Here is a 25,040-nt window from a genome sequence, read left to right as displayed (position 1 = left end):
TCTCAAGGCGACCTGGATCGGGTGGTCCTCGATCAAGATCAGCGAGCCTGGTTTCGACTTTGAAGTGCGAGAAGCGGACGGTGTGCCCAAGGCGAATATCCGGGACTTGATCGAGACGGTGAGGCATCGGACGAGACATCATCAGGTCATCCGACTTCCCATAACTTCGTATACACCGGTCCGGTCGGACGCAATTTGCTTTTCATTAACACAAGCGCCCCGACGGTGATGGCGCCGAGGGAGAGTGGCCGTTCACAGACGCCGCTCTGGGCCAATAGCGGCCCGGCTTGTCGATCGCCGGCCTTGATTCGTGCCAGCGTCAGATGCGGTGTAAAGGGTTTGTCATCCGTCGACAAACCGAGTGACCGGCAACAGGATTCTATCTCCCGATGCAACGCCGCCAACCGGTCGGCGGCGTCACTTTTGAACCACTGTTCCGATGGGCCGACCCACAGCACGCGCGGTTGCCGAAGGTTTGGGAACGCCTGGAGCCGATCGATGGGAATCTGAACGGCCGGATGGGATCGCCTGACGGTGGTCATGGCTTCGCGCATCCGACCAACGAGTTGTTCGTCGGTGTCGCCGAGAAATCTGAGGGTAAGATGAATGGACGACGGCTGCACCCACGCGATCCGGATATCTTTTGAAGACTCGCAGTCGAGCCGTTGTCGCACATCTTGTTGAGCCAGCGAGATCCGGCTGCGGAGATCGTCTCCGAGTTCCACGGCAAGAAACGTGCGTATCATGTTTCTCTCCTGGCGATGAGCCAGCGACGCAGGACATCCAGGGCCGCCTGCGCGGCGCGCTGCCGAATAACGGACCGCTCGCCGTGAAACCGACACTCCTTTGACATGACCTCATCCCTCCCACCATTGAGCCCGATGTAGACCAGCCCGACGGGTTTGGTCTCAGTCGCGCCGCCCGGCCCGGCGATGCCCGTGACACTCAAGGCCACCGACACGCCAGCGCGTTCGCGCATCCCCCTGGCCATGGCTTCGGCCGCTTCTCGACTGACCGCTCCATGTCGCTCGATCAGGCTCGCCGGCACGCCGAGCATGTCTGTTTTGGCTTGATTGCTGTAACACAGCGCCCCGCGATCGACGTAGGCCGAGGACCCCGGCACCTGTGTGAGCCGGTAGCCGATAAGACCTCCCGTGCACGATTCAGCTACTGCCACGGTGAGTTGCTGTTGCCGAAGCATACGACCGACGACTTCTTCCAACGTCTCCGGTCCTTCGGCATAGATCCACTCGCGCAATCTCGTACGAACCCCTTCCGCCAATGACTGAAGCGCGGCTTCCTTGATCGATCGATGGGCCTGAGTCGTCAGCGACACCAGCACTCCGGTCGGGGAGGCCAGGAGCCCCAGGGCAATCGGCGTCCGCTTCTGTTTCCGTATGAGTCCCTGTAGCTTTGCATCCACTTCAGACTCCGGCAATCCCCAGGTATGAAAGATCAACCGTGTGATGGGAGAGGGACGCGCCTGCGCCGATCGATCACATTGCGCGGCCAACCAGGGAACAACCGATTGCTCCATCATGGCTTTCATTTCGTTGGGAACACCAGGCAATGCGATCATGTGAGTCCCCCGCCAGGTGATCGCAAACCCCGGTGCCGACCCAACTGGATTCGGCACCACTGTCGCCTTGGACGGAATCAACGCTTGTCGTAATTGCCCCTTGTTTGGCGTTCGCCCCCATTGTGCCAACCTGGCCCTCATGCTCTCGAACGCTTCCTTGCAGCGAGCCAATCGAAAACCGGTGACCGACGCGACGGCCTCCCTGGTGCAGTCATCGATCGTAGGACCTAAGCCTCCGGTCATAATCACAATCCCGGCACGACGACAGGCGGTCGCGAGGACACCGGCAATGTCAGACGGATCGTCTCCGACGATTGTCTTGAACCTGACTTCGATGCCGATCGCAGCCAAGGCATCGGCGATAAACAGCGAATTGCTGTCGGCGCGGCCTCCGACGAGAAGCTCTGAGCCGATCGCGATCGTTTCCGCGAAATATCTATGCGGCGACGCTGCTGCCATACGCGATACGGGTCCATTCAATCCGAGCCATGTTGATCACAAAGCGAACCGCTCCACCGATTGCACGCGGTTGCCAGTACCAGAAGCTCGGCATCCTGTCAATGAACAGGTCGGGTCTGGCCTCCCGTTGACAAGACAGAAGGGGAAGTGCTAAACGAAGAAGACTTGAGGAAGTCTCTCCTCTCTTTGATGCTAATTGATACTAAAGGAGCTTGGTAATGTCGACCCCGGAAACATCCCCCACCCCGTCGGCCCCTCGGCGTCAGTACGTCAACTTTGTGTTCTATAAAGTCGATCCCGCTTGGCGGCGGTTGCCGGAGGATGTGCGGACGCAGGGCAAGCAGGAATTCCTCCGCGCGGTGGAGGAGTACAACGGACAAGTCCTCGTGGTTCCCTATTCGACCATTGGTATTCGCGGCGACTGCGACTTCATGCTCTGGCGTATCAGCTACGATCTGGACCTTTTCCAGGACATGACCACCAAGATCCTGGCCTCCGGCCTTGGGCAATACCTCACGACCCCCTATTCCTATCTGGCGATCACCAAACGATCCGTGTACGTCGATCATCACTCGCATGCGGGCCAGGAAGGCAAGCGGTTGACCGTGGTCCCGGGGAAAAGCAAGTACATCTTCGTGTATCCGTTTTTGAAGACACGGGAGTGGTTTTTGCTGACGAAGGCGGCGCGGCAGGGCATGATGGACGAGCATATTGAAGTGGGACATCGATTCCCCTCCGTGAAGCTGAACACGACATATTCGTTTGGGTTGGACGATCAGGAATGGGTAGTGGCCTTTGAAAGCGACAAACCTGAGGATTTTCTGGACTTGGTGATGGCGCTACGGGAGACGGAGGGCTCGCGCTATACGCTGCGAGATACCCCGATCTTCACGTGCATTCGCAAGAGCCTCAAGGAAACCCTGGACACGCTCGGCGGCTAGATATCCGGATCGCGTGAATCCTAGGGCCTTCGATCATAACGATCGAAGGCCCTTTGTTTTTATCGAAAAAGCCGTCATCGGGACACACCGGCGCCCTCTGGTGTTCGATAGCTCTCGCTGGGACCTATCGCTCAAGCCCTCCCTCCATCTCCACGACCTCCGTGCTCGCGCCGATGACGGCTTACACTCACGCGTTTCTGCGGCTTTGACAGTCTGATGAGGCCTGTGTTACCTCTACACTATCATTCGCTGGGGTCTCATGGCTGATACGACCGCTCTCTATGCCGTGCGTTTTCCCGATGGCTCGGTGAGCCTGTATGTCGATGACCTCTATGCTCAAGACCGAGGCATCGACCCTTCCCAGCTTGTGCGGGTGGAAATTCCACGAGACATGTTCCTCAACGGCAGCATACAAGACATCCGTGAATATGTCGCCCGTCAACTCGAACAACGTGAGCAACGAACCGGCACAGCCTAGTCAGCCATCAGGTGCGAGTCGTGCTGTCTCACCCCTGCGTACACCTTAGAACCATGGCCTTCACCGCCTGAAAGAACCTAATGACACACGCAGTCATGGCATCGCCGCTGACCGCCGAGATGATTGAAGAGGTCGTCGCCGGCTTGCCGATCCAAGGTCGCATCATCCTCAGGCTGTTACTGATCCAATACCTCGACGTCACTCACGAGGAAATCTTGTATATGGTGGCAGACCGGCCGGACCCTCGCTGTGTCTCCGGCAAGAAACCCGTCACCACGATGACCCAGGAATCGATCACCGCAATGATCGATCGCCGGAACGAATACCGCAGGCGGGCTCGGCTTCGACGAGAACGAACCTGGCTTCAATGCGTGGCTTTGAAACATCAGGTCCACATGGCGGAGGCCTTGGTCTCTCGAGCCGCGCTCCTGCTCGCTGACCGCGGTGTGTCTGCCGAAACCATCGAGACGCTCAAATCCCAGGCTCGGTCCGCCGTCCCCACCACGACGCTCCGATTGCTCGAAGAGCGTTGGGAACACAACGAGATTACGGCCGAGGAATATCAACGGCAACGGCTGGCCGTTGAAATGCAAACACTGCTCCGTTTTGCCGAACGGTTCAAGAAACGTCTCGACCTGGCGGAGCGCGAGCAGCGGACATCGGATCAGACGATCTTGCTCGATCATGAAATCGGCCATATTTGGGGAATCCCGGCCGGCACCTTGGCCGCGCGCAAGGTCAAGTTCTTGTCTCAGTATCTCACCGCACTGCAGGCCAAAGGCTCAGGGACCCGTCCGGTACCAGGAAGCACCCCCTCCCTGGAGCTCTGGAAGGACACCGTGCAGGTTCTCTCTCGCACCCCCATCGAACGATCAATCGCGACCTACGATGGGCTCGAGCAGACTGAGTCAGCTTTACTTGAGAAACTGGCGGCTTATGCCGTGATTCGCATTCCGGAAGCCACGGAAACGAAATTCTGGAATTCGCTCGTGTATGGAGCCAGTTCAAACGCCATGCACAGCGAATCAACTCGGACCTTGTTCGGACTCCAACGGCTGGTCTCCATACAAAAAGATGTGGACGCCGGCGACGAGGCGCTGGATGAAGAACTCCTCACTCGCACGGCGCCGATATCGAAAGAGCCGGAGTTGCTCGCGCCACCGAACGAGGCCAATCCGTCCGAGCTGACTGAACTGCAGCAGCACATTCTCCACAACTTCATCGGAGAGGATGTCAACGGTCGACCCTCAGACAAATGGTAAACTTTCAGGGTTGCCTATCACCGGCAGTTCGGTATAATTACTTCACCAAATGACAATACGATCCGCCACTCCCTCACCCATTGTCACCTCAGTGATTGTGCTGCTGCTACTCGTCATCTGCCCGTGCCTGCCGGGATTACCGGGCACGGCGACTCCGGCGGCGGCCGCCGGCCTGATTGAGATCGCGGAGCTCTTGGCCCACCCAGAGCAATACGATCATCAAGACGTCATGGTCACGGGGAAGGTCATGAACGTGCAGTTAGCCACCAATCGTCAAGGACAGCCGGCCTACGGATTCTTGCTGCAAGACCAGGCCGGCACATTGAAGGTGGTGAGCCTCGGGCAACTGGAAGTCCATGAGGGCGATCAGGTGATTGTCGAAGGTGTCTTCAGTCGCCTCAGACAAGTCGGCCGCACGATTGTCTACAATGAGATCAAGGCCCTATCCGTCAAACCGCTGACCCGTCTCAATCCGGACCTCGTCGGCTGATTACGACTTCTCTAGTCGAGCTTCTGAACAAATTCCGCATGACCGTCTTTCCTCACGTAGACATGCACCGTATCGCCCGCTGCAACCACGTCCTTCCTCGAATGGGTGTCGACGTGGATTCGGAGCTCTTCGCCTTTCGGCGTTTGGATGCTATACCACTCTCCATCGATTCGGATCAGCGTGCCTGTCACCCCATCCAATCCGCATCCGGACAAACCCATGCTACCGATCACCACAGCAAGCATTCCTCGAATCATCGCCGTGCGATTCACTCTTGCACCTCCGCTAGCGGAAGACGTCGATAAGAAATCGAAACCCGACCTGAATAGTGTAATTCCATTCTTCCGGCAAACCGCCGCCTCCTGCGACAAAGCGAACGTCTTCCGTCGTGTTCCGAATGCCTCGAAAGACCAGATCCACCTGCATAGTCGGCGTCCTGTACCAACGGAACCCGGTTTGATAAGCCGGAAATTTCTCCTCAAATCCAAAAGGATCGCCATTGAACGTCTCGGCAAGAAATCGCAGTTCACGTGAGAAGGTGATCACCTCGAACCCGGCGGCCCAATAGAACTTCATCTGATAGGTTGCCGAGCCGGCGTCATACCGATTCTTCGTTCCAAGATTCACATGGATGGCCAAGTCGTTATCGTAGGGGTCCGTACTATTCTCGGGCGTAAAGAGAAACCAACTGACGTGCGCCATCGTATAGGAATCCCAGTGCTGTGTGTTTCCACTGAGCGGGAAAAGTGACGCCGCGGCGACCGAGATCGATGGAATCATGCCGAATGATCGGTGGATGACGTACTTCGGCTGGACAAGCATATCCAGAGGGCGCGCCTGGCCACCTTGGTAGGTGAACCCGAATCCACCGGCAATCAGTTCGAATCTGTCCGTAAGCGCCAGGCCCTGAATCGAGCGGGCCTCGACAACCGGCCTGCTGCCGTCCGCCATGCTTACCCCTGCGAAAGACTCCACTTCGAACTGCCCTTTGTAGACAATTCGCGCGTCGTCGGTCACGAAGGGACGGACAGCGAATGCCTCCGACGGCCAGTGGAGCGACACGGCTGCGACGATAATCGCCATCGCTCCGAAACGCTGAACAACGCGCGCGCACATAGTTACAGCCGGTCCTCTCTCCGACGAATGACAGGACTTCACACATGGCCACCTGCTGACTTCTCTGACTACATGAGATTGCCTGAAACCTCAATCTAAATTCGATCGGACATCCAACCGCACCAAACATGTAACAACCCAGTACGAGGCGCATCATCCTTTCGGCCACGCACTGCCGCATGCGAGAACCGGCTCAACCGTCCGCTTTGGATCCGTGACCCGTCTGAATAAGAAATCATTGCGGAGATGGCGGTGTGCGCTCAGTGGGGAAGCTTCAAGATCCAGGTAAGCATTCGATCTGAGATCCGATCGGGAAGAAGTTTGACCATCAACGCGCGGAGCTTGGCGTCAGTCCCAACGAGATACCGCGTTTTGGGAGTCGACGCGGTCAACGCGTCTTCAACCACTCTTGCGACGGCGTCAGGCGAAATCGCCCGTTTCGAGGCTTCTCCCACGACCTTTCTCACCGCAGCCACGACAGGCTTATAGAGAGTTCGAAGTTCCGTCTCGATGGCCGCCTCTCGCTCAGCTGCCTCGATCGCCGACTTGTTCCAAATAGGCGTCGTGATCGCGCCCGGCTCGATAATCGAAACATGGATTCCCCATTGCTGGACTTCGAGACGCAAGGCGTCTGTAATGGCTTCGAGCGCGAACTTCGATGCCGAATAGGGACCCATCAGCGGCATCGTTGAAAGTCCTGCGATAGAGCCCATATTGACGATTCGTCCCCTTGCCTGCCGGACTAATGGAAGAAACGCTTGGGTGACGGCCACCTGCCCGACGACATTGACCTCAAGCTGCTGACGGAGGTCGGCGATCGGTACGGCTTCAAGCGGCGCCACGACTGCAATCCCGGCATTGTTAATGAGTCCAAAGAGTCCGCGATCCCTCGTCGCTTCCACAACCACTGCGTAAGACTTCTGAATGGTTGCCAGATCGGTCACATCGAGTTCCACCGGGACCAGCCGATCGGAACCGGCCTTTTGAAGGACCACGCCGTCTTCAGATTTCCGTACTCCGGCGAACACGGCGAAACCCAATCGATCAAGATGCAACGCACAGGCCGCTCCGATTCCAGTGGAAGCTCCCGTGATGACCACCGCGCGACTGTCTCCGATCGACATCTTCATCCTCTCGAACGGCCTCGCAAAACCATAGCAGGTTTTGAGCAGCTTTCTCCATGACGTCTCACACCGCGTGCGACCGTCGGCCTGACTCTTCGGCGCGCGCGGTTGGTGCGCTGCCATCCACGCGCAGGGATGGGCTGCGCGATGGGAACAGCGCTATCCCCCTGCCTTGCCTGAAGACCTAGGGGCATGGTACAAGTACCGGTTAAATAAGACCCTGAAAGCTGCAGATAATATCGTGGCGGTGTAGCTCAGTTGGCAGAGCAGCGGACTCATAAGCCGCGGGTCGGCCGTTCAATCCGGCCCACCGCCACCAAAACCGACCTTCGGTTGACCTGCTGGCTAATTTTCGTTTTTTCGTGATTGCCGCCAGCGGATAACTCTCTTCGACTTTCTCCTATTCCATACCTCGTTTGCGCGCACCGACCGCTCATTATCGTTTTATCGTAATTATTATCGGCGGATAAGCGCCTCTGGTACAGGGCAGGCATGTGCCGAAGCATTCCTTCAGAAACTAGGCCGCTTTGTTCAGCCGTTTGCTGGCATGCAATACAGTAAAGCCGATAACTTCTTCCCCCTCATAGCGGACGATCACGTCGTCATCGGTCATCTCGCTGTCAGCGGCATGGCTGGGCTTTTTTATAGTTCACGTAGAGCGTGTCGGCCTCGGCATCGTACGTGAGCCACACAGCCTGTTGCGGTGCTCGGTTTACGGCCGGAATCAGCTTCAAGTATTCCTGGATGTCTGCTATGGCCATAGCTTCCTCCTCTTCTCAAGAGACCGAATACGACGGGTGAGACACGCCGTAATGACAAAGCCGTCGTCGGTATATTCTCGATACGCGACCACGAGATGCTTCCCCACTTCCAATTCACGAACTGCAATCAATTCACATCGCCTCCGAGCAAGACCCGCGCCGGATGCGATACAGTATCAAGTACTTCCGAACGCAACCCGGCAAGCTCGCAATGCTCCTCGGTGATGTGCCTCCATGCAAAAGAAACGAGACGTCAACCATTGCGTCGGCACCTTGGTTTCCCATCATTCCTCGCGTACAGTAACGGAGAGCAATTCCACTGAGGGATGAACATGCACCCCGAGCTTCGACGAGCCTATGAGACCGAGATGACGAAGGCAGTCGGCCAGTACGACGCCGGAGACTTTCGACTCGCATTTTCCCATCTTGAGCGGGCGCACATCTTAGGACAATCGTTTTCGATTGAACATGCCAGATCTCATTGGTGGATGCTGAAAGTCGGTTGGAAGCGTCGAGATATAGTGGAAATTACCGGTCAAATCCCAAGGATGTTGGGAGCGTTGCTCTTCTCACGAATGTGGGTGCCGATCGGCAATCCTGGCGGGGCTCGCGTCCCTCCGTTTCAGTCCATGCCCATTCCTGAGGACCTTCAACGGTTGCTCGACAAATACGGACGCGGCTCCATGACGTGAGCCGTCTCTGCGGAAGTCGTCATACAGTCGTCGCTCTTATTCTTCCCGGAGCCCTTCCACCACCGGCTGTCGCGCGGCCCAGCGGGCCGGGAAGTAGCCCGCCACCAAGGTGGCAACCGCCGCGAGCCCCACGGCCTGAACAAGCGCACCGATCGGAACAATCATCTGAATCGTCCACCCGAACGATTGCTTATTGATGACCTTGATAAGTAACAGCGACAGCAGTCCCCCACCGATGAGGCCCAACGCAATCCCCACCGCGCCAAGATAGGCCGCCTCCCATAACACGAGCTGTCGAATTTGCTCCGGGCTGCCGCCGATGGCCCGTAGCGTCGCAAATTCCCTGCGACGTTCAAGGACGGACGTCACCAGTGTATTGACGATCCCCAGCATGGCGATCACGATCGCGATGGCCTCCAGCACATAGGTCAACAGAAAGGTGCGATCAAAGATGTCGAGAATTTCTTTCCGCAATTCAGTATTACTGATCACAAGCGGCGGAAGTCCTCCGCCGGCTGCGCCGCTCAGTTGCTCGAGGATTCGTTCTCTCACGCGTTCGATACTTGACCCAGCGCTCATGTAGACGGGGAATACCGTGGCCAAATCATCGTGCCAGAGCGACTGGTACAGCGCCCGATCCATGAGCAGCTTCCCTCCATCCGTCGAATAGTCATAGAACACGGCTACGATCGGGAATCGCGCGGGACCGCTCGGCGTCAGAATGTCAAGCGTCGATCCCTCTTCCACCCCAAGCCGATCGGCCAACACCTCAGAGACGAGGAGACCACGGGTATCGGCTGCCCGTATGAGCTGTTCCGAAGAATCGCCCCGGCGCACGAGATACCGGCTCCATTGGGCATGCAACCGCAGATCTCGCGAGACAATAGCCACCCGTTGACCGTTTACCTCCACCCGGACATCACGATAGCTATCGACTGCCGCGACACCCGGGGTCGATGATAAGATACTCAACCACGAGGGCGGAAGACTCCGGCCGGCGCCTCCGATTTCCGTGCCCCGCAGCCACAGAGAGGGTGCCACGACCAGATCGGCAAGAACCGTATCGGTAACCCATAATTCGACCGTATGGCGAAAACTTCGCACCATGACCAGCACGCCGATCATAATCGCCAATCCCACCATTAAAGCGGAGACGGTCACCCCATTTCGGCCGGGACTGCGCGATGCATGCTCGACGGCGATCCCTCTCATGACTCCCCCCACTCCCCCTGCGCGTCCCACATATCGTCGCGGACGCCGCCATCCGGTGACACACATCGGGGCCAGACAGGCCAGACCGGCCAACAGACAAAGCGTTGCCGCATACCCCATGACAGGAACTCCACTAATGGGTCCCGGCAGGCTCAAGAGTCCCGTCATCACGAGCAAGCTCAACCCGAGCGCGGCGAGCGTTCCCACTCGTAGTTGCTGACTTGCTTCATAGTCGCCGGGAGCCAACGCTCGCACGGTTGCGGTTCGGCTGGCATCCAGGCTGGGGCCGACGGCGCCGAGCATGGACATGACGCATCCGATCACAATGCCTTCGAGCATCATGCTCCAGAATTGACCGGTCTGGAATAGTCCTCCTTCCCCGGCACCGACCGGAGCATAGAGATCCGAAATCGTTCGACTGAGCAGAGCCACCAGCTCTTGCGCCAGCGCCACCCCTGCCACGCTTCCGGCGAGTCCTCCCAACAATCCAAAGAACCCGGCTTCCGTCAAAAACAACAACGCGACCCGAGACTGAGTCATCCCGATGGCTCGATAGATTCCGATTTCCCGTCTCCTCTGGGCGACGGCAAAGGCCATCGTGTTATAGATCAAGAACATTCCGACCAACAGGCCGACCCAGCTCAACACCGTCAGATTGAGGCGAAAGGCGCGCACCATTTGCTCAACCTGCCTAGTTCTGTTGACCGGCCGTTCCACCGTCAAATAGGAAGGCAACACAGCCCGTAAGTCCCGTGCTACTTCTTCGACGGTTTTTCTTTCGTCGGTCACGATATCGATTCGATCCAGTTTCCCGACCATCCCGAACGTAATTTGTGCGGCGGCGATATCCATCACGACCATGCGTCCCCATGAGGAGGGTCGGTCCGGCTCATTGTGAAGAATCCCTGCGACCCGACAGGTAAAACGCCTAGACCCAAGTAGAAGATCGACCTGATCATCAACCGACAGATTCCACTCCGTGGCCAATCGGCTTCCCAAGAACACCGCCTGTGGCTCGATCATGCCCATCAATTGGCTTTCTGTCGACGGCTGGCTCATGCGGAACCCGCGTGTATTGAATTCGGCCAGAAGATCCAGTCCCACCACTTGCACCGCTTGGTCGACTTGCTCTCCCCTCAGGCGAACGGCCGTCTGTAGAATCACCGGCGATGCAGACGTCACTCCGGCGATGGTTCTGACCTGTATAATGACTTGTTCATTAAGTCCGGTCTCCCCTCCGGACACCTCCAAGGTCGTTGGACCAGCCACCGTCAAGACTGCCTCTTCAAAGGACCGCAGCACGTCGATATTGGCAGTCCGCACGGCGACGGAGGCCGATACGCCGAGCGCGACCCCGACGATCGTCAGCAGTGTGCGTACCGGCCATTGCCGGACATGAGAGGCAAGAAGAAGGAGTAATGCCCTTACAAAGACAGGCATTGAGCGTGAGAGCAATTTCCTGCTGAGAGAAGTCTTATTGGCCGTGATCTATACATCCGCGCGCTGAGCACAAATCAGTCGTTTCGTTTACACGTTTCCAGTCGTTTGCTAGACTGATCTCAGATCATTTGAGAGGAGAACAGATGGCCAGAAGCAAAAGCACCACCGCACTCCCGCTCCATCGGGTAGGACATCGTTCCAGGCCTTCTCTGCACATAACGCCCCGCCAACGCGAGATCCTTCGATTGGTCGCGCTAGGCCATACCAATCGTGAGATCGGCGCGGCCCTGGACATCAGCGTCCGGACGGTCGAAGTCCATCGTTTCAACTTGATGCGCCGGCTCAATGTCCGGAACGTCGCCCAGCTCCTGCGTCAAGCCCTGCAACAAAACCTGCTGCCTCGCAACTTCGGCACAAAATAGGCTCATAATTCCTTGAGCCGTCCCTGACATTCCACAATCGACTGGTATCCTTTTCTCATCAAAACCGCCGTCAATTCCGCTTCCAGTCGTCCGAACACATCCAACCCTTCCTCCACCAACACCGTCCCGATTTGAACCGCCGACGCGCCGCACAGGAAATGTTCGAACACATCGATCCCCTCGACAATTCCTCCGGTTCCGATGATCGGCATCTTCCCATCAAACAGCTTATAGAAGGCGCGGACGTTCGCCAGGGCCACGGGCTTGATCAGTCGCCCGCCCAACCCGCCGAATCCGCCTTTCGGTTTAATGACGACGGCTTCACGTTCCGGATCGACAACCAGGCCGTTGCCCACCGAATTGATCATATTGAGAAAGTCGACTCCGCAACGCCCAAGTACCTTCCCCATGGCTTCATGATGCGCCGGATCGAAGTACGGCGGCAGCTTCACGCCCATCGGAACCGTGATGAGACGCCGAACCTTTTTGAGCACGCGTTCGGAAGTTTCCGGATCGTAGCCAATTTGGGGCTTCCCTGGAATATTCGGGCAAGAGAGATTGACCTCGATGAGATCCGGCTTGGCGGCATTGATCGCTTCCGCGATGGTCGGAAAATCTTCCTCCCCAAGTCCGGCCACGCTGGCGATCACGGGCTTTCCGAACCGCTTGAGATGAGGGATCATCTCGGCGTAGGCTCGATAGCCAAGGTTGGGAAGGCCCATCGAGTTGATCGACCCCCCGGGAAATCCGTGATACCGTGGCGTCGGGTTGCCTTGGCGTGACTCAATGGTCATCGACTTCGTGACGATCGCCCCCGCGCCGGATTTCCCCAGGGACTCGAGCTCGTCCCGTGTGACGCAGAGCGCTCCCGACGCATTCATGAAACAACGGGGGAACGTTACGCCGGCGATCGTTGTGGAAAGATCGATCACGAGGTTGCCGGTTCGGTCATACGTTCAGTGCGTGCAATCAGCTGTCCGTCTCGCATGGTCCACACATAGTCGGCGGCGTGCGCAGCCTGCAGGCTGTGGGTCACCAGCAGGACCGTCCGCCGTTCAGCCGTCGCGAGCTCACGAATAAGCGCCATGATATCCGCTCCTTGCTGAGAGTCGATATTGCCCGTCGGCTCATCGGCCAAGAGGAGACGGGGCCCATGTGCCAATGCCCTGGCGATCGCAATGCGTTGTTGCTCTCCCCCCGACAATTCGGCTGGTCGATGCCGGCGCCGGTGGCTCATGCCCACCCTATCCAACATGTCCGTCACCCGTGTTTCTATCTCCCGTCCGTTCTCCCCGCGCAACATCAGAGGCAGCGCAATGTTCTCTTCAGCCGTCAAACCATGAACCAAGTGGAAGGCTTGAAAAACAATCCCGATCGTTTCACGCCTGATCCTCGTCCATTCGTAACTGGACAGGTTGTGGGTGGATCGCCCATCAAGCACGATCTCTCCCGAAGTCGGCAGGTCCAAACCCGCGACGAGGTTCAGAAGAGTGCTTTTCCCGCAGCCACTGGGGCCCACGAACGCACAGAATTCTCCGGGTTTAATCTCTAAATTTACTTCGCGCAAAGCCGTGACCATGGCTTCTCCACGCGAATGGGTTTTCGAGAGGTGCTTCAATATCACCATCGGTAGCCAGCTCTCTCTGATGACCGGTCGACCGGGGTACGACCATTCTCATTCGTATAGCACAATAAATCAGAAGCCGACAACCTTGACACGGGTTGGCCCGTCGCCATAAAGAGAGGTGGGACACATACAGATAAAAGGCTGTCCATGGCCAATCCTGTCACAGAATCGACCTCACGTCTCATGCGCCGTGCGCTCAGGTTCTTTCTTCCCGTTCACTGTTCGAGTTGCGCTTCGCTTCTGACGGATGATCCGATTCCCTATTTTTGTTCCGACTGCTGGAGCACAATTGCTCTCATGCCCGATGCCCGATGCTCCCGCTGTGACCGCCCCTTCCCTTCCTCAGTCGCCACAACCTACAGCCCAAACCATGTTTGCCAACCCTGTGCTGAACGTCCGCCTTCGTATACGAAAGCCTGGACCCTGTACCCTTATACCTCTCTACTCCAGCAGGCAATTCGTCTCTTTAAATACCAGGGGAAAGTTTCCCTGGCGACTCCACTTGCCGCCCTCATGATCGCTCGACTCCCTCCGCTCGATTCCATTGACCTGATCATGCCCGTGCCCTTACACAGCGAGCGACTTCGTCAACGAGAATTCAATCAGTCCCTGCTGCTTGCCGATGGCATCGGACGTCACCTCGATACTCCCGTCGCGTATACGAATTTGATCCGAACCCTCCCTACTCCAGCCCAGACCACGCTATCCCGCAAAAGCCGCCTCAAAAACCTTCGTCGAGCTTTTGCCGTCCGACATTCTCATGTCATTGTGAAGAAACGCATTCTTCTGATCGACGACGTCTTCACGACCGGCACGACGGTGAATGAGTGCGCAAAGACACTCCGGAAGGCCGGTTCCGGCGATGTGTTCGTGATGACGTTAGGACGCACGATGGATCCTACGATGATTCCCGACCGCATCATGGCCCAGCGCGTACGGTCGCCGGAGCTGCTGGGAGGTTGACCGATGCCGATTTATGAATATGCTTGTCAGGAATGCCGCAGAAAATCATCGGTTTTGGTTTTGAATCCGCGCAATCCCGGCCTGCTCACCTGTCGGCATTGCGGCAGTGAGAAATTGGATCGGCTCCTGTCGCGATTTGCCGCTCCTAAGTCTGAGGAAGCTCGACTCGAATCGCTGGCAGATCCAGCGAACCTCGGAGCGGTTGATGAGAACGACCCTCGGAGCGTCGCCCGTTTGATGAAGAAAATGGGACAGGAAATGGGCGAGGATGTCGGCGATATCGAAACGATGATGGACCAATCCGATGACGGCGATGGAATATCAGAAGACACTGACGGCTTGTGACCTGTACTGTCATATATTTTCGCTTGACATTCCCAAGGCCGTCTCTAGAATGACGAGAGTGCTGGAGGCAGAATGAGCATCAATCAATCTGGCAACAGGTGGAGTGATGAGCAGGGCTCCGAAGACCGAATTGATGACCGCGACGGAAACATGCCGGTATCTCAAGATTACCCAACGTACCCTCTATCGCTATCTTCAAAGTCGACAGATTCCCGCCTTCAAGCTGGGCAAGGAATGGCAATTTGTCCGTTCGGATTTAGAGCAATGGATCCGCGACCGAACCAGAACCGCCTTGATTTCCTAACCACAGGACACCGCAATGTTTGCCGGTGAATACCTTTGCAAGGTTGATGAGAAGGGGCGCTTCATCGTCCCCTCACCCATCCGTGAACAGATCGAAGCCGATGGCCAGACCGTCATGTTCCTGAAGGGTCCGGAACAGTCCTTATTGATCTATTCCACGAGAGAATGGGAAAAGGTGCTTGAACGGACCCGGACGTCGCTGGATGAAGACCAGAGCCGGCTGTTTATGCACTTTATCGTGTCCGAGGCCGGCTCATCGGACATCGATAAAACCGGACGGATCTTGATTCCTGGTCGATTGCGCAAACTGGTTCCGGTCGATGAAGATCAAGAAATCATACTGGTCGGGCTTTATCACCGAATGGAAATCTGGAACCCAAGCGAATGGCGTCGGTATCTGGCCCGTACGGAAGATCGCTTTGAACAAAATATGGCCAAGATCATGAATCTCCTCTAATTCGGATCCATGCCGTTCAACCGACGTCGAGACAGTTGCCGGTCATCAAGGTTTCGCCTTCCTGCAATATTGCGTCGCGGCACTCCACCCAACCCATCCGTACCGAAAAAGGCGCTGCGAATCAACGGGACGACTCCAGCGCCGACACCTGATCCAGCCGGCCAAAACACCACCATTCACGCGCCATTGCCTGCTCCACTCATCACATCACACGCATTCAAGGTCACCTTGCCCGTCCCTCCCAGCATCAACCATCAATATGCAACAGTGAATGGACGTCGTCTGCTCTCCTCCGCCGGACGTGCCTATAAGACATGCGTCGGCCGGCAGGTATGGCTGGCATTGGCCCAATCCTCTACCGGATGCTCCCTACGGGATCGACTTCAATCCGGACCGCTTGCGCTCTCGATACGATTCTTTTTCGCGTCCGCCTTACGACGCGACCTCGATGGCGGTCTGAAGATCGCCCAAGATGCGGTCTGCGAAGGGCTTGGCATAAACGATAATCGCATCATTGAAACTCATCTGTATAAGCAGGTCGACAAAGCCGACCCTCGTATCGAAGTCTCTCTCTCGTGCATTCATTCTCCGCATCACTCGGCCTGACCACTCCCGACAGGACTCGCTCGGCTACAGTTAGTCCCGGTTCGTGCCGATATCTGAAGGAGCTATGCCCGCAACCTTGTTTACAAGCAGACGGATCTCCGATGGCGACAACACGCGTCCCCGTCAGTGAGCTTCACATCGGGATGTATGTCGCCCGTCTGGACCTCTCGTGGTTCCGCTCCCCCTTACTCCGCCATTCATTCCTGATCGAACATCCTGCCCAGATCGACAAACTGGTGCGTGCAGGAGTGAAGATGGTCGACATCGACCTCGACCGTGGAATCGCCTCTCCGCCGCATCACCTCGCGGATAGTACCCATGCGGCAACTAAACCAGCCCCTCCCGGAAAGAGCACACCACCCAAGTCTTTGGCCCAGCTGAACGAAGAATATGCCCAAGCGAAGCTGGCCAAGCAACAGATGGATCAAGCGGTACAATCCGTTTTTACGACCATTACGAGGACGGGGACGGTCAACCCCGAGCAGGCCGCCGAAGCGGTCCAAGAAATCACAATCGCCATGAGAACTCTCACCGACTCTGCTATTTTCATGGCCTTGAGTCAAAACCGGGCCGACGACTCCACCCTCAGCCAACATGCACTGGCCGCCTGTACGCTGTCACTGGTGGTCGGACAGGTCTTCCAATTCAACCCCCTGGAACTGCACGAGCTGGCGACCGCCGCACTCTTGCATGACATCGGGCTCTTACAGATCAGACCTGCCATTGTCCGCCATACTCATGTCACGTCAGACATTGCCAAGGCCAACCGACGGGAATTCGAAACCCATCCCCGCCGCGCCGTTCTGATGTTAGAGGGGCAAAGAGGAATTGAAGCCGCCATACTCCATCTCATCGCGAATCATCATGCCTACCTTGATGACAGCGGCTATCCGAAAGAGTCACGAGGACAATTTACCTCCGACCGCACACGGATTCTGATGGTCGTGGATCGATATGACGAATTGATCACCGGATTCGGCGGGACCGCCCCCCTGACGCCCCACCATACATTTCAACGCCTGTACCAGGAAGCTCGGCAAGGCAAGCTTGATCAACGAATCGTGTCGTCATTTATCGCGCGAATCGGTATTTATCCCATCCATAGTCATGTGCGACTGAATACGCAAGAGGTGGCGGTGGTCACGAAGCTCCATCAAGAACACCTGCATCAACCGATCATCACCGTCACCCACCAGCCAGAGGGTGTTGAATATCCGGTGCCGTTTATCGTCGATCTCGCGCACCAGGCCGGCGATCCCCAGGTCCGGGCGATTGAAACGATCATAGACAGGAATGCGTAGGAAGCAGTGGCGTCAGGAATAATGCGGGCAAGCCCTATTCGTAACGCAATGCATCGATGGGATTGAGCCGAGCAGCCTTATTCGCCGGATATAATCCAAAAAACAGGCCCACCACGACGGAAAACACAAACGCCACCGCGACGGTATCACTCGAAATCACGGTCGGCCAACCGGCGATGACTGTCGTCAAGCGCGCCGCAAGCACTCCGAATAGAATGCCGATACAGCCACCGACCACGCTCAGCGTCATGGCTTCGATCAGAAACTGCATGAGAATATGGAACCGTTTGGCTCCGACGGCCATCCGAATTCCGATTTCCCGGGTCCGCTCGGTGACGGAGACAAGCAGAATGTTCATGATTCCAATGCCGCCGACGAGTAACGAGACAGAGGCCACGATCATCAACATGACCGTCAAGGTTTCGCTCGTCCCTTCCTGGACCTTTCCGATTTCGACCTGCGTACGAATGGTGAAATCATCCGGCTGATCAGCCTGCAAGCGATGTCGAGACCTCATCACCTGGCGGATTTGCTCGACGGCATCCGCCAAATCCTCGGTTCGTTCCGTCGAGACAAAAACCCCTCCGACCGATCCAAGGAACAATGTTCCGAAGACTTTTCGCTCGGCAGTCGTGAAGGGGATAAAGACGATATCGTCCTGATCGGATCCCTGAACCGACTGTCCTTTAGGGGATAAGACACCGATGACTCGAAACGGGACATTTTTTATGCGAATGATCGCGCCGACCGGTTCTTCACCTGGCTCGAAAATGTTTTCGACCACGGTTTGTCCAAGGAGCGCTACCCGGGCCGCACTCTCCATATCTGCTTGGGTAAAGGAACCTCCGCTGCTGAAGGACCAGTCTCTGATCGAGACGTAGCTGGGTGACACGCCGTGAACCGGACCATTCCAATTGCGGTTCCCATTCACAATTTGCATGGTGCTTCGTATAAGCCACCCGGACTCAGACAGAATTGGAATCCGTTTCTTCAGTTCCAGCGCGTCGGTCACCGTCAGTGTGACGGCACCGCCTTGCGCGCCACGCACGCCGCCGATTGTCATGTAACTGGGCCAGATCATAATGACGTTGGTGCCCATCGTGGCGATCTGCTTCTGCACCGCCAGCTTCGCCCCTTCTCCGATGCTGACCATCGCAATGACCGCCCCGACTCCGATAATGATCCCGAGCATGGTCAAACCTGCGCGCAGTCTGTTTCGCCCGAGCACTCTTAACGCCGTTACGACGGTGAGCCACACAAACGCCGTCAATTTAGCCTCCCACTGCCTGCGACCGTTCTTTGGTCACTTGATCGCTGAGGATCCGACCATCCTTGACGACGATTTCACGCGAAGCGTAGGCGGCAATATCGACTTCGTGCGTGACCAGGATCACCGTCATACCATCCCGATTCAAACCGTCAAGAATCCCCATGATTTCCTGACTGGACTCCGTATCCAGGTTTCCGGTTGGCTCGTCGGCCAGCAACAAAGAGGGCGAGGTCACCAGGGCTCGAGCGATCGCCACCCGCTGCTGCTGGCCACCTGAAAGTTGCGTGGGGGAATGATGCTCACGCCCCTTCAATCCGACACGTTGAAGCGCAGCGAGCGCGCGCGTACGCTGTTCTTTTAAGGAAAGTCCTCTGTAGAACAGAGGCAACTGAGCGTTTTCTAGGGCACTGGTACGGGGAATGAGGTTGAAGCTCTGGAATACAAAGCCGATTTGCTGATTCCGGATCTCTGCCAACTGGTCGGGCCGTAATTGCCCGACCTCGACGCCGTTCAACCGATACTGTCCCCTGGTCGGTTGATCCAGGCACCCGAGAATATTCATCAACGTGGACTTCCCGGATCCGCTCGACCCCATGACCGCGACAAAGTCCCCCTGTTCGATGGTGACACTCACCCCACGCAGAGCCTGCACCTCGACATCGCCCACTCGATAGACCTTCCAAATATCTTCACCGACGATCAATGGATTCACAAACCTAGCTCATCCTACGCGCCTTCAACGCGAATCATGAAGATGGACTGATGGAGGGTAAAATATGCCTTCTCCGCCGACGAGCGACGTTCACACACGGCGCTTGAGGAATATCAGCGCCTCATCGGGAGCGAGGACGTTGCTGGTTCCCAAACCCCGGCGGCAATTCACTACCTTTTCTCTCGCCGAACGGCTGTTCAATACCAACAACAACGAGATCCCCTTCCCTGAGACCGCCGGAGAGTAATTCAGTGGTAAGGCCATCCGAAATGCCGGTTTGAACCGGCAGAGAAGCAAGGTCGCCGTTCTCTACCAGCCTCCAGATGGTTTTCGGCGGTATCGCGCCGGTCTCTGTTTTGACGGGACCTCCTCCATGCCCGTTTGCTGCGCGCCCATCGGCCTCTCGGCGACTCCCCTCACCCTTCGGCGGCATAAATCTGAGGGCCGCATTGGGCACCTTGAGAATCTGGTCTTTCTGCGCCACGATAATCGACACATTGGCCGTCATGCCAGGTTTGAGCCGTAAGTCCGTGTTATCCACACCGACAACCACATTGTAGGTGACGACGTTCTGGACGTTGATGGGTGCGAGTCGTACCTGCCTGATGATGCCGGTAAATGTCACGCCGGGGTAGGCGTCCACCGTGAAGACGGCTTCCTTCCCTTCGGCCATCCCTCCGATGTCCGATTCGCTCACGTTGGTGTCGACCTGCATTTTGGTCAAATCGAGGGCGATCAGAAACAGATTCGGCGTGGCAAAGCTGGAGGCGACCGTCTGGCCGACCTCTACATTGCGCGCCACAACGATGCCGTCAACGGGCGACCGAATGACGGTATATTTCAATTCGAGCTCAGCCGCATTCAACGCCGCTTCCGCTTGCTTGACCTGTGCCTCAGCGACCTTCAATTGCGCTTCCGCGCTTTGAAAATTCGTGAGGGCAACATCGACGTCATTTTGCGAGACAAACTGTTGAGGCAACAAGGATTCCACTCGGTCCAGTTCGCGTTTTCGCTGCGCCAGGTCGGCTTTGGATCGCGCAACGTTTGACCGCGCCATCTCCAGATTGCTGGCAGCCTGTTCCCGGCGAGCCTTGAACGGTTCCGGATCAATGACCGCAACCATATCTCCAGCCTTCACCCGCGAGTTGAAATCCGCGTGGAGGCTCTTGATCATCCCGGACACTTGCGTGCCGACCTGAACCGACACAACCGGATTGATCGTCCCCGTGGCACTGACGGACGAAATAACCTGACCTAGCTCAATCGCCGCTGTTCGATATCGAACGGGGGCCTTCCGCTCCCCATTGAAAAACACATAGCCGCCGATGGCGAGTCCAATGACTATGACACCGATGATAAAAGCGATACGGCGCATATATCCCGCATGTAGTCCAAGAATTGTCGCTATCCTATCAGGAAGCCACCGAACGATGCATCTCTCGCTCCACGCGAGGCGACGGCTCCTCCCCTTCAAACCGCTGTCTTGAGCTTAACACAGACCCAGCGGCCCACCAAGAAATGGGATCTCTTGATGGCGAAACACTGTGAAGACGGCACTGGGGGAGGAAAGATGTGTAGGGATTATCCGGCCAAGAACCGGTCCAGGAACGTCGTCGACACATGGCCCTTCTGAAAGTCCGGATCATCAAGGATCCGACGGTGAAGAGGGAGGGTGGTCTTAATCCCTTCGATGACGAACTCACCGAGCGCGCGTTTCATGCGAGCCATTGATTCCTGCCGATCACGGCCATGAGTGATCAGCTTGGCGATCAGCGAATCGTAGTACGGAACGACCACCGAGCCTGACTCCATGGCGGAATCGACCCGCACCCCGAATCCTCCAGGCGGACTGTACTTGGTGATCGTTCCAGGAGATGGCGTAAACTTCTCCGGATCTTCAGCATTAATTCGACACTCCAGGCTGTGTCCGGTCAGCACGACATCCTGTTGGCGAATGGAGAGAGGATGGCCTGCGGCCAGACGAATCTGTTCCTTGATCAAATCGATGCCGGTCACCATTTCAGTGATGGGGTGCTCGACCTGGATGCGGGTGTTCACTTCCATGAAATAAAAATTTCGGTCTTTATCGAGCAAAAATTCGACGGTACCCACGTTTCGGTAATGGGCAGCCTTGACCGCCTCCACGGCCACCCGACCGATTTCTCGACGCAGCTTGTGATCGACCACCGGGGATGGCGTTTCTTCGACCAGCTTTTGATGCCGTCGTTGAATCGAACAGTCCCGCTCCCCCAGATGCACCACCCGACCATGTTGATCGGCCAAGATCTGCACTTCGATATGGCGCGGCTCGAGAAAGTACCGCTCGAGGTATACCCCGTCGTTGCCGAAGGTCGATTTCGCTTCGGCCTGCGCGGCCTGAAACGCCCGACCCAGGTCTTCGGCCTTGTTGACGACGCGCATGCCTCGCCCTCCGCCGCCGGCCGTCGCTTTAATAATGACGGGAAAGCCGATCTTCTGCGCCGCCTGCAACGCGTCCTCCTCGCTGCGCAATTCGCCTGGGCTTCCGGGCGTGACCGGTAGGCCTCGCCTCGCCACGATTTCACGCGCCTTCGCCTTATCCCCCATCATGGCGATATTGTCCGAGCTCGGCCCGATAAACTTGATGCCGATTGACTCGCAGACTTCGGCAAAATGGGCGTTCTCCGACAGAAATCCATACCCGGGATGGATCGCGTCGACACCGGTAATCTCCGCGGCACTCAAGACGTTGGGAATATTTCGGTAGCTCAATGCCGATTCGGCCGGCCCCACACACACCTTTTCCTCGGCCGCTCGGACGTGCAGGGCATGCGCATCAGCCTCAGAATGAATGGCCACGGTCTTGATGCCCAGTTCTTTACAAGCGCGGATCACTCGCAGCGCGATTTCTCCGCGATTGGCAATCAGAACTTTCTTAAACACGTCTCGGCTCCGATACGATGGCGAGGACCGCCTTTAGAATGACCTATGAAGCGGCTTTGGGATCGATCAGAAACAGCGCCTGACCATATTCCACCGACTTTGTGTTTTCCACCAAGATCTTGGCAAGGCGACCATCCACTTCCGACTCAATTTCATTCATGAGTTTCATCGCTTCGACGACACACAACACTTGGCCCTTTTTCACAACGTCACCTTCTTCAACGTAGGGATCCGCATCGGGTGAGGGCGACCGGTAGAACGTGCCGACGATAGGGGACGTGACGGTCAAGAAACCCGTGCTTGCGTCTGATACTGCTGTCGTGGCTGAAGCGGAATGCATCGGTTGTTGAGGCGGAGTGGGGGCAAACTCCTGCGCGGATGTCGCGAGCGGTCTGGCGGCGAGATCATGGCGGACGCGGATGCGGATGCCTTGTCGTTCAAACTCGAGCTCGGTCAAATTATTACGCCGAAGCAGGTCGATCAGTTCTTGGATTTGCTTGGTCGATCCCCCTGTGAGTGAACCCTCATGCCCGGTCTCCTCTCCAGCCTGCGGCAACACCACCCGACGAGCCTTGGTTTTTGCATGAGTAGATCGACGACGGCTCACCGAACACGCTCCACGTAGGATCTGGTGCGAGTATCGATCCGAATGACGGTGCCAACCTCCAAGTAAAGCGGAACCTTGATCGTCGCCCCCGTTTCCACGACCGCCGGCTTGGTTCCTCCAGATGCCGTGTCTCCACGCACACCCGGATCCGCATCCACGACCTTGAGCTCGATGAAGTTCGGCAGCTCAACGGCGATCGGGCGATGCTCATAGACGAGGATCTTGGCGATCATATTTTCTTTCAATAAATCGGCATTCTCTCCCAACTGACTCTTCTCAAACGTCAATTGCTCATACGTCTCGGTATCCATCAACGTGTAGGAATCTCCGGTCGCATAGAGGAACTGCATGTCACGCTCTTCTAAATCAGGCTCTTCAAACCGTTCCCCTGATCGAAACGTCCGGTCCAACACATTTCCGGAGAGATAGCTTTTCAACTTCGTCCGTACGAACGCACCGCCCTTGCCGGGCTTGACGTGTTGAAACTCGACGATATGAAAGGGCTCGCCTTCGACCATTAAGCGTACCCCGCTACGAAAATCCACCGTAGAAATCACTCGCAACTCCCTTCTATGAAACACATAACCGGCCCGGTGACATTCTGATTGCGCTTCCGTCTTCGCTCCGCTTATTGAGGTACTGCCGCCGAAGAACCCTTGGATCCGGCAGCAGATATGTGCTCGCACAATCCTCGCAAGGCCAAGAGATACCCCGAGGCACCGAAGCCGGCGAGCTGTGCCAACGCGACCCCCGACACATATGAATGCTGTCTGAATTCTTCACGCCGATAGATATTGGACAGATGGACCTCGACGGTGGGCAACTCAACGGCGGCCAGGGCGTCGCGTATCGCGATGCTGGTGTGCGTGTAGGCCGCTGGATTGATGATAATGCCGTGATACCCGCGTCGTGCTTCCTGGATCCAGTTCACCAATTCTCCTTCGAGATTCGACTGACGAATAACCAGTTCAGCTCCAAGTTCACCACCCAGCTTTTCCAGTGACGCATCGATCATATCAAGCGTCGTCGTCCCATAAATGGAGGCTTCTCGATTACCCAACAGGTTCAGATTGGGACCGTGAAGGACCAGGATGCGCAGCATATCGCGTACAATGCCTCCCCTATACACCTGCCTCGCCCTACCACGTCAAGGGCGGCATTCTAGCAGCCCCCTCTCAGGGGGTCAAACTGCTGAGGTCATGGGGGAAGTTCAAGAAGAGACTTACACTTGGGGATCTCGTCGGCGGATCTGGAGCTGGTTGAGCCACTGCTCAAGCCGTGCAGTCACGAGACTTCTGGATTTCTGTGCGGCCTGGTCCCTGGATCCATTTGTAGGAATACGCGTTTCTTCCGAGCGGGGCACGCTACTCAACAATCCCTTGGCCTCATCTTTCGTTGCCGGCGTCGCGTCGTCTATGGCGGATGTCATACCCTCGCCGCGAGGCCGATTGGCGTCAAGGCTTGCGAGTTTGACCAGTTTCTCACCCGATTGTCCTGGTGATGATGCTTCCGTTCCATGAGCCGGTGCGTCGAATCCGGCACAGAGCGACAAGGCTTCTTGGTCACGCGGATTGATGGATAATATGACGCTGCATGACCGGATGGCCGAGTCCGTGGCCCCTTGAGCCGCATAGAGTTTGGCCAATGTTCGATGGGCACGAAGGTTATCGGGACTTACCTTGATGGCTTCTTCGAGAATGGCCTTCGCCTTGACTGGTTGGTTCAACTGCTCATAGGCGCGTCCCAACGCGACCATGGCCGTGATGAATCCTGGATAGAGCTTCAACCCATCTTCAAGAACAGCCACCGCCTCTTCCCACATGCCGGCTTTGCCGTATTCTTCTGCCAGCGGGATAAACGCCTTGGATCCAGGATCTTTCGCGAAGGCCAAGGCCAACCGATCAATTTCGGCGGCGTTACCGACTTTCTTTGGACCTGACGCCATAGCCCC

The 25,040-nt window shown here is 56.8% G+C and carries 30 protein-coding genes and 1 tRNA gene; 13 read left to right on the top strand and 18 right to left on the bottom strand.

All coding sequences use genetic code 11. The features are described 5' to 3' along the window. Positions 1-146 precede the first annotated feature (146 nt). Together thpR and COMA2_RS15170 are read right to left on the bottom strand one after the other, a co-directional pair. Positions 147-746, bottom strand: coding sequence for an RNA 2',3'-cyclic phosphodiesterase (gene thpR, locus COMA2_RS15175; protein ID WP_090900063.1), 600 nt, complete (start codon positions 744-746; stop codon positions 147-149). Continuing rightward, on the bottom strand, positions 743-2,038 hold the full coding sequence (locus COMA2_RS15170) for a competence/damage-inducible protein A (RefSeq protein ID WP_090900060.1): 1,296 nt from the start codon (positions 2,036-2,038) through the stop codon (positions 743-745). The genes thpR and COMA2_RS15170 overlap by 4 nt, the downstream gene beginning before the upstream one ends. A 218-nt stretch (positions 2,039-2,256) precedes the next feature. On the opposite strand from COMA2_RS15170, the gene COMA2_RS15165 reads away from it, so the two are divergent. The 4 genes from COMA2_RS15165 to COMA2_RS15150 all read left to right on the top strand — a co-directional run bounded on the left by COMA2_RS15165 (position 2,257) and on the right by COMA2_RS15150 (position 5,209). Continuing rightward, positions 2,257-2,979, top strand: coding sequence for a chlorite dismutase family protein (locus COMA2_RS15165; RefSeq protein ID WP_090900057.1), 723 nt, complete (start codon positions 2,257-2,259; stop codon positions 2,977-2,979). A gap of 259 nt (positions 2,980-3,238) precedes the next feature. Further along, positions 3,239-3,457, top strand: coding sequence for a hypothetical protein (locus COMA2_RS15160; RefSeq protein WP_090900054.1), 219 nt, complete (start codon positions 3,239-3,241; stop codon positions 3,455-3,457). Positions 3,458-3,552: 95 nt separating this feature from the next. Next, the gene (locus COMA2_RS15155; RefSeq protein WP_090900051.1) at positions 3,553-4,719 is read left to right on the top strand and encodes a hypothetical protein; all 1,167 of its coding nucleotides are present in this window, start codon (positions 3,553-3,555) and stop codon (positions 4,717-4,719) included. A gap of 49 nt (positions 4,720-4,768) precedes the next feature. Further along, positions 4,769-5,209 (top strand): hypothetical protein, encoded by a 441-nt coding sequence (locus COMA2_RS15150; protein ID WP_139077409.1) that lies wholly within the window; start codon positions 4,769-4,771, stop codon positions 5,207-5,209. Between the two features lie 11 nt (positions 5,210-5,220). Here the strand turns inward: COMA2_RS15150 and COMA2_RS15145 are convergent, their stop codons facing one another. The 3 genes from COMA2_RS15145 to COMA2_RS15135 all read right to left on the bottom strand — a co-directional run bounded on the left by COMA2_RS15145 (position 5,221) and on the right by COMA2_RS15135 (position 7,449). Continuing rightward, complete coding sequence (locus COMA2_RS15145; RefSeq protein ID WP_090900045.1) at positions 5,221-5,481, bottom strand: hypothetical protein; 261 nt, start codon at positions 5,479-5,481, stop codon at positions 5,221-5,223. A 13-nt stretch (positions 5,482-5,494) separates the two neighbouring features. Beyond that, entirely contained in the window at positions 5,495-6,292 is a 798-nt protein-coding gene (locus COMA2_RS15140) for a hypothetical protein (RefSeq protein ID WP_139077408.1), read from the bottom strand. 293 nt (positions 6,293-6,585) lie between these two features. Further along, entirely contained in the window at positions 6,586-7,449 is an 864-nt protein-coding gene (locus COMA2_RS15135; RefSeq protein WP_090900039.1) for an SDR family oxidoreductase, read from the bottom strand. A 243-nt stretch (positions 7,450-7,692) separates the two neighbouring features. On the opposite strand from COMA2_RS15135, the gene COMA2_RS15130 reads away from it, so the two are divergent. After that, positions 7,693-7,768, top strand: a tRNA-Met gene (locus COMA2_RS15130). Positions 7,769-7,966: 198 nt separating this feature from the next. Here the strand turns inward: COMA2_RS15130 and COMA2_RS20550 are convergent. Then, positions 7,967-8,062, bottom strand: coding sequence for a hypothetical protein (locus COMA2_RS20550; protein ID WP_217490777.1), 96 nt, complete (start codon positions 8,060-8,062; stop codon positions 7,967-7,969). A 7-nt stretch (positions 8,063-8,069) separates the two neighbouring features. Beyond that, complete coding sequence (locus COMA2_RS20545; RefSeq protein WP_217490776.1) at positions 8,070-8,210, bottom strand: hypothetical protein; 141 nt, start codon at positions 8,208-8,210, stop codon at positions 8,070-8,072. Positions 8,211-8,536: 326 nt separating this feature from the next. On the opposite strand from COMA2_RS20545, the gene COMA2_RS15120 reads away from it, so the two are divergent. After that, positions 8,537-8,902 (top strand): DUF3703 domain-containing protein, encoded by a 366-nt coding sequence (locus COMA2_RS15120; protein ID WP_342672622.1) that lies wholly within the window; start codon positions 8,537-8,539, stop codon positions 8,900-8,902. A 36-nt stretch (positions 8,903-8,938) separates the two neighbouring features. On the opposite strand, the gene COMA2_RS15115 is transcribed toward COMA2_RS15120, so the two are convergent. Next, positions 8,939-11,554: an FtsX-like permease family protein gene (locus COMA2_RS15115; RefSeq protein WP_090900036.1), complete on the bottom strand. Its 2,616-nt coding sequence runs from the start codon at positions 11,552-11,554 to the stop codon at positions 8,939-8,941. 143 nt (positions 11,555-11,697) lie between these two features. Here COMA2_RS15115 and COMA2_RS15110 point away from each other — a divergent pair, with 143 nt between their 5' ends. Beyond that, positions 11,698-11,976 carry a LuxR C-terminal-related transcriptional regulator gene (locus COMA2_RS15110; RefSeq protein WP_090900033.1) on the top strand — a complete coding sequence of 93 codons (279 nt, stop codon included), beginning with the start codon at positions 11,698-11,700 and terminating at the stop codon, positions 11,974-11,976. 2 nt (positions 11,977-11,978) lie between these two features. Here COMA2_RS15110 and COMA2_RS15105 read toward each other — a convergent pair whose 3' ends face one another. Further along, positions 11,979-12,905, bottom strand: coding sequence for a dihydroorotate oxidase (locus COMA2_RS15105; RefSeq protein WP_090900191.1), 927 nt, complete (start codon positions 12,903-12,905; stop codon positions 11,979-11,981). Next, positions 12,905-13,555, bottom strand: coding sequence for an ABC transporter ATP-binding protein (locus COMA2_RS15100; protein ID WP_175304645.1), 651 nt, complete (start codon positions 13,553-13,555; stop codon positions 12,905-12,907). The genes COMA2_RS15105 and COMA2_RS15100 overlap by 1 nt, the downstream gene beginning before the upstream one ends. 603 nt (positions 13,556-14,158) lie before the next feature. On the opposite strand from COMA2_RS15100, the gene COMA2_RS20300 reads away from it, so the two are divergent. The 6 genes from COMA2_RS20300 (at position 14,159) to COMA2_RS15070 (ending at position 17,578) form a co-directional block, all read left to right on the top strand. Next, entirely contained in the window at positions 14,159-14,566 is a 408-nt protein-coding gene (locus COMA2_RS20300; protein WP_175304644.1) for a ComF family protein, read from the top strand. Positions 14,567-14,569: 3 nt separating this feature from the next. Then, complete coding sequence (locus COMA2_RS15090) at positions 14,570-14,911, top strand: FmdB family zinc ribbon protein (protein ID WP_090900024.1); 342 nt, start codon at positions 14,570-14,572, stop codon at positions 14,909-14,911. 106 nt (positions 14,912-15,017) lie between these two features. Continuing rightward, a complete protein-coding gene (locus COMA2_RS15085) occupies positions 15,018-15,215 on the top strand; it encodes a helix-turn-helix domain-containing protein (protein ID WP_090900021.1) in 198 nt (65 codons plus the stop codon). A gap of 15 nt (positions 15,216-15,230) precedes the next feature. Then, positions 15,231-15,671, top strand: coding sequence for a division/cell wall cluster transcriptional repressor MraZ (locus tag COMA2_RS15080; RefSeq protein WP_090900018.1), 441 nt, complete (start codon positions 15,231-15,233; stop codon positions 15,669-15,671). A gap of 9 nt (positions 15,672-15,680) precedes the next feature. Next, positions 15,681-16,277 carry a RusA family crossover junction endodeoxyribonuclease gene (locus COMA2_RS21400; protein WP_090900015.1) on the top strand — a complete coding sequence of 199 codons (597 nt, stop codon included), beginning with the start codon at positions 15,681-15,683 and terminating at the stop codon, positions 16,275-16,277. Between the two features lie 101 nt (positions 16,278-16,378). Next, the gene (locus COMA2_RS15070) at positions 16,379-17,578 is read left to right on the top strand and encodes a cyclic di-GMP phosphodiesterase (protein WP_090900011.1); all 1,200 of its coding nucleotides are present in this window, start codon (positions 16,379-16,381) and stop codon (positions 17,576-17,578) included. A 34-nt stretch (positions 17,579-17,612) separates the two neighbouring features. Here the strand turns inward: COMA2_RS15070 and COMA2_RS15065 are convergent, their stop codons facing one another. The 8 genes from COMA2_RS15065 to COMA2_RS15030 all read right to left on the bottom strand — a co-directional run bounded on the left by COMA2_RS15065 (position 17,613) and on the right by COMA2_RS15030 (position 25,034). Continuing rightward, complete coding sequence (locus COMA2_RS15065) at positions 17,613-18,848, bottom strand: ABC transporter permease (RefSeq protein WP_090900007.1); 1,236 nt, start codon at positions 18,846-18,848, stop codon at positions 17,613-17,615. A gap of 1 nt (position 18,849) precedes the next feature. Beyond that, positions 18,850-19,560 carry an ABC transporter ATP-binding protein gene (locus tag COMA2_RS15060; RefSeq protein WP_090900004.1) on the bottom strand — a complete coding sequence of 237 codons (711 nt, stop codon included), beginning with the start codon at positions 19,558-19,560 and terminating at the stop codon, positions 18,850-18,852. A gap of 121 nt (positions 19,561-19,681) precedes the next feature. Then, positions 19,682-20,935, bottom strand: a complete 1,254-nt coding sequence (locus COMA2_RS15055) for an efflux RND transporter periplasmic adaptor subunit (protein WP_090900001.1) — start codon at positions 20,933-20,935, stop codon at positions 19,682-19,684. 206 nt (positions 20,936-21,141) lie between these two features. After that, entirely contained in the window at positions 21,142-22,482 is a 1,341-nt protein-coding gene (gene accC / locus COMA2_RS15050) for an acetyl-CoA carboxylase biotin carboxylase subunit (RefSeq protein ID WP_090899998.1), read from the bottom strand. Positions 22,483-22,525: 43 nt separating this feature from the next. Beyond that, positions 22,526-23,089 carry an acetyl-CoA carboxylase biotin carboxyl carrier protein gene (gene accB / locus COMA2_RS15045; protein ID WP_245631048.1) on the bottom strand — a complete coding sequence of 188 codons (564 nt, stop codon included), beginning with the start codon at positions 23,087-23,089 and terminating at the stop codon, positions 22,526-22,528. Then, a complete protein-coding gene (gene efp, locus COMA2_RS15040) occupies positions 23,086-23,646 on the bottom strand; it encodes an elongation factor P (protein ID WP_090899993.1) in 561 nt (186 codons plus the stop codon). Before efp ends, accB begins: the two co-directional genes overlap by 4 nt. A 71-nt stretch (positions 23,647-23,717) precedes the next feature. Continuing rightward, the gene (aroQ, locus tag COMA2_RS15035; protein ID WP_090900188.1) at positions 23,718-24,188 is read right to left on the bottom strand and encodes a type II 3-dehydroquinate dehydratase; all 471 of its coding nucleotides are present in this window, start codon (positions 24,186-24,188) and stop codon (positions 23,718-23,720) included. A gap of 123 nt (positions 24,189-24,311) precedes the next feature. Then, positions 24,312-25,034, bottom strand: coding sequence for a tetratricopeptide repeat protein (locus COMA2_RS15030; protein WP_090899990.1), 723 nt, complete (start codon positions 25,032-25,034; stop codon positions 24,312-24,314). Between the last annotated feature and the right edge of the window lie 6 nt (positions 25,035-25,040).

Origin of the sequence: Candidatus Nitrospira nitrificans (assembly GCF_001458775.1) — a bacterium.
GTDB classification, from domain to species: Bacteria; Nitrospirota; Nitrospiria; order Nitrospirales; family Nitrospiraceae; genus Nitrospira_D; species Nitrospira_D nitrificans.
The sequence above is the reverse complement of the archived record's forward strand: the minus strand, read 5'-3'. Positions and strand labels throughout refer to the sequence as shown.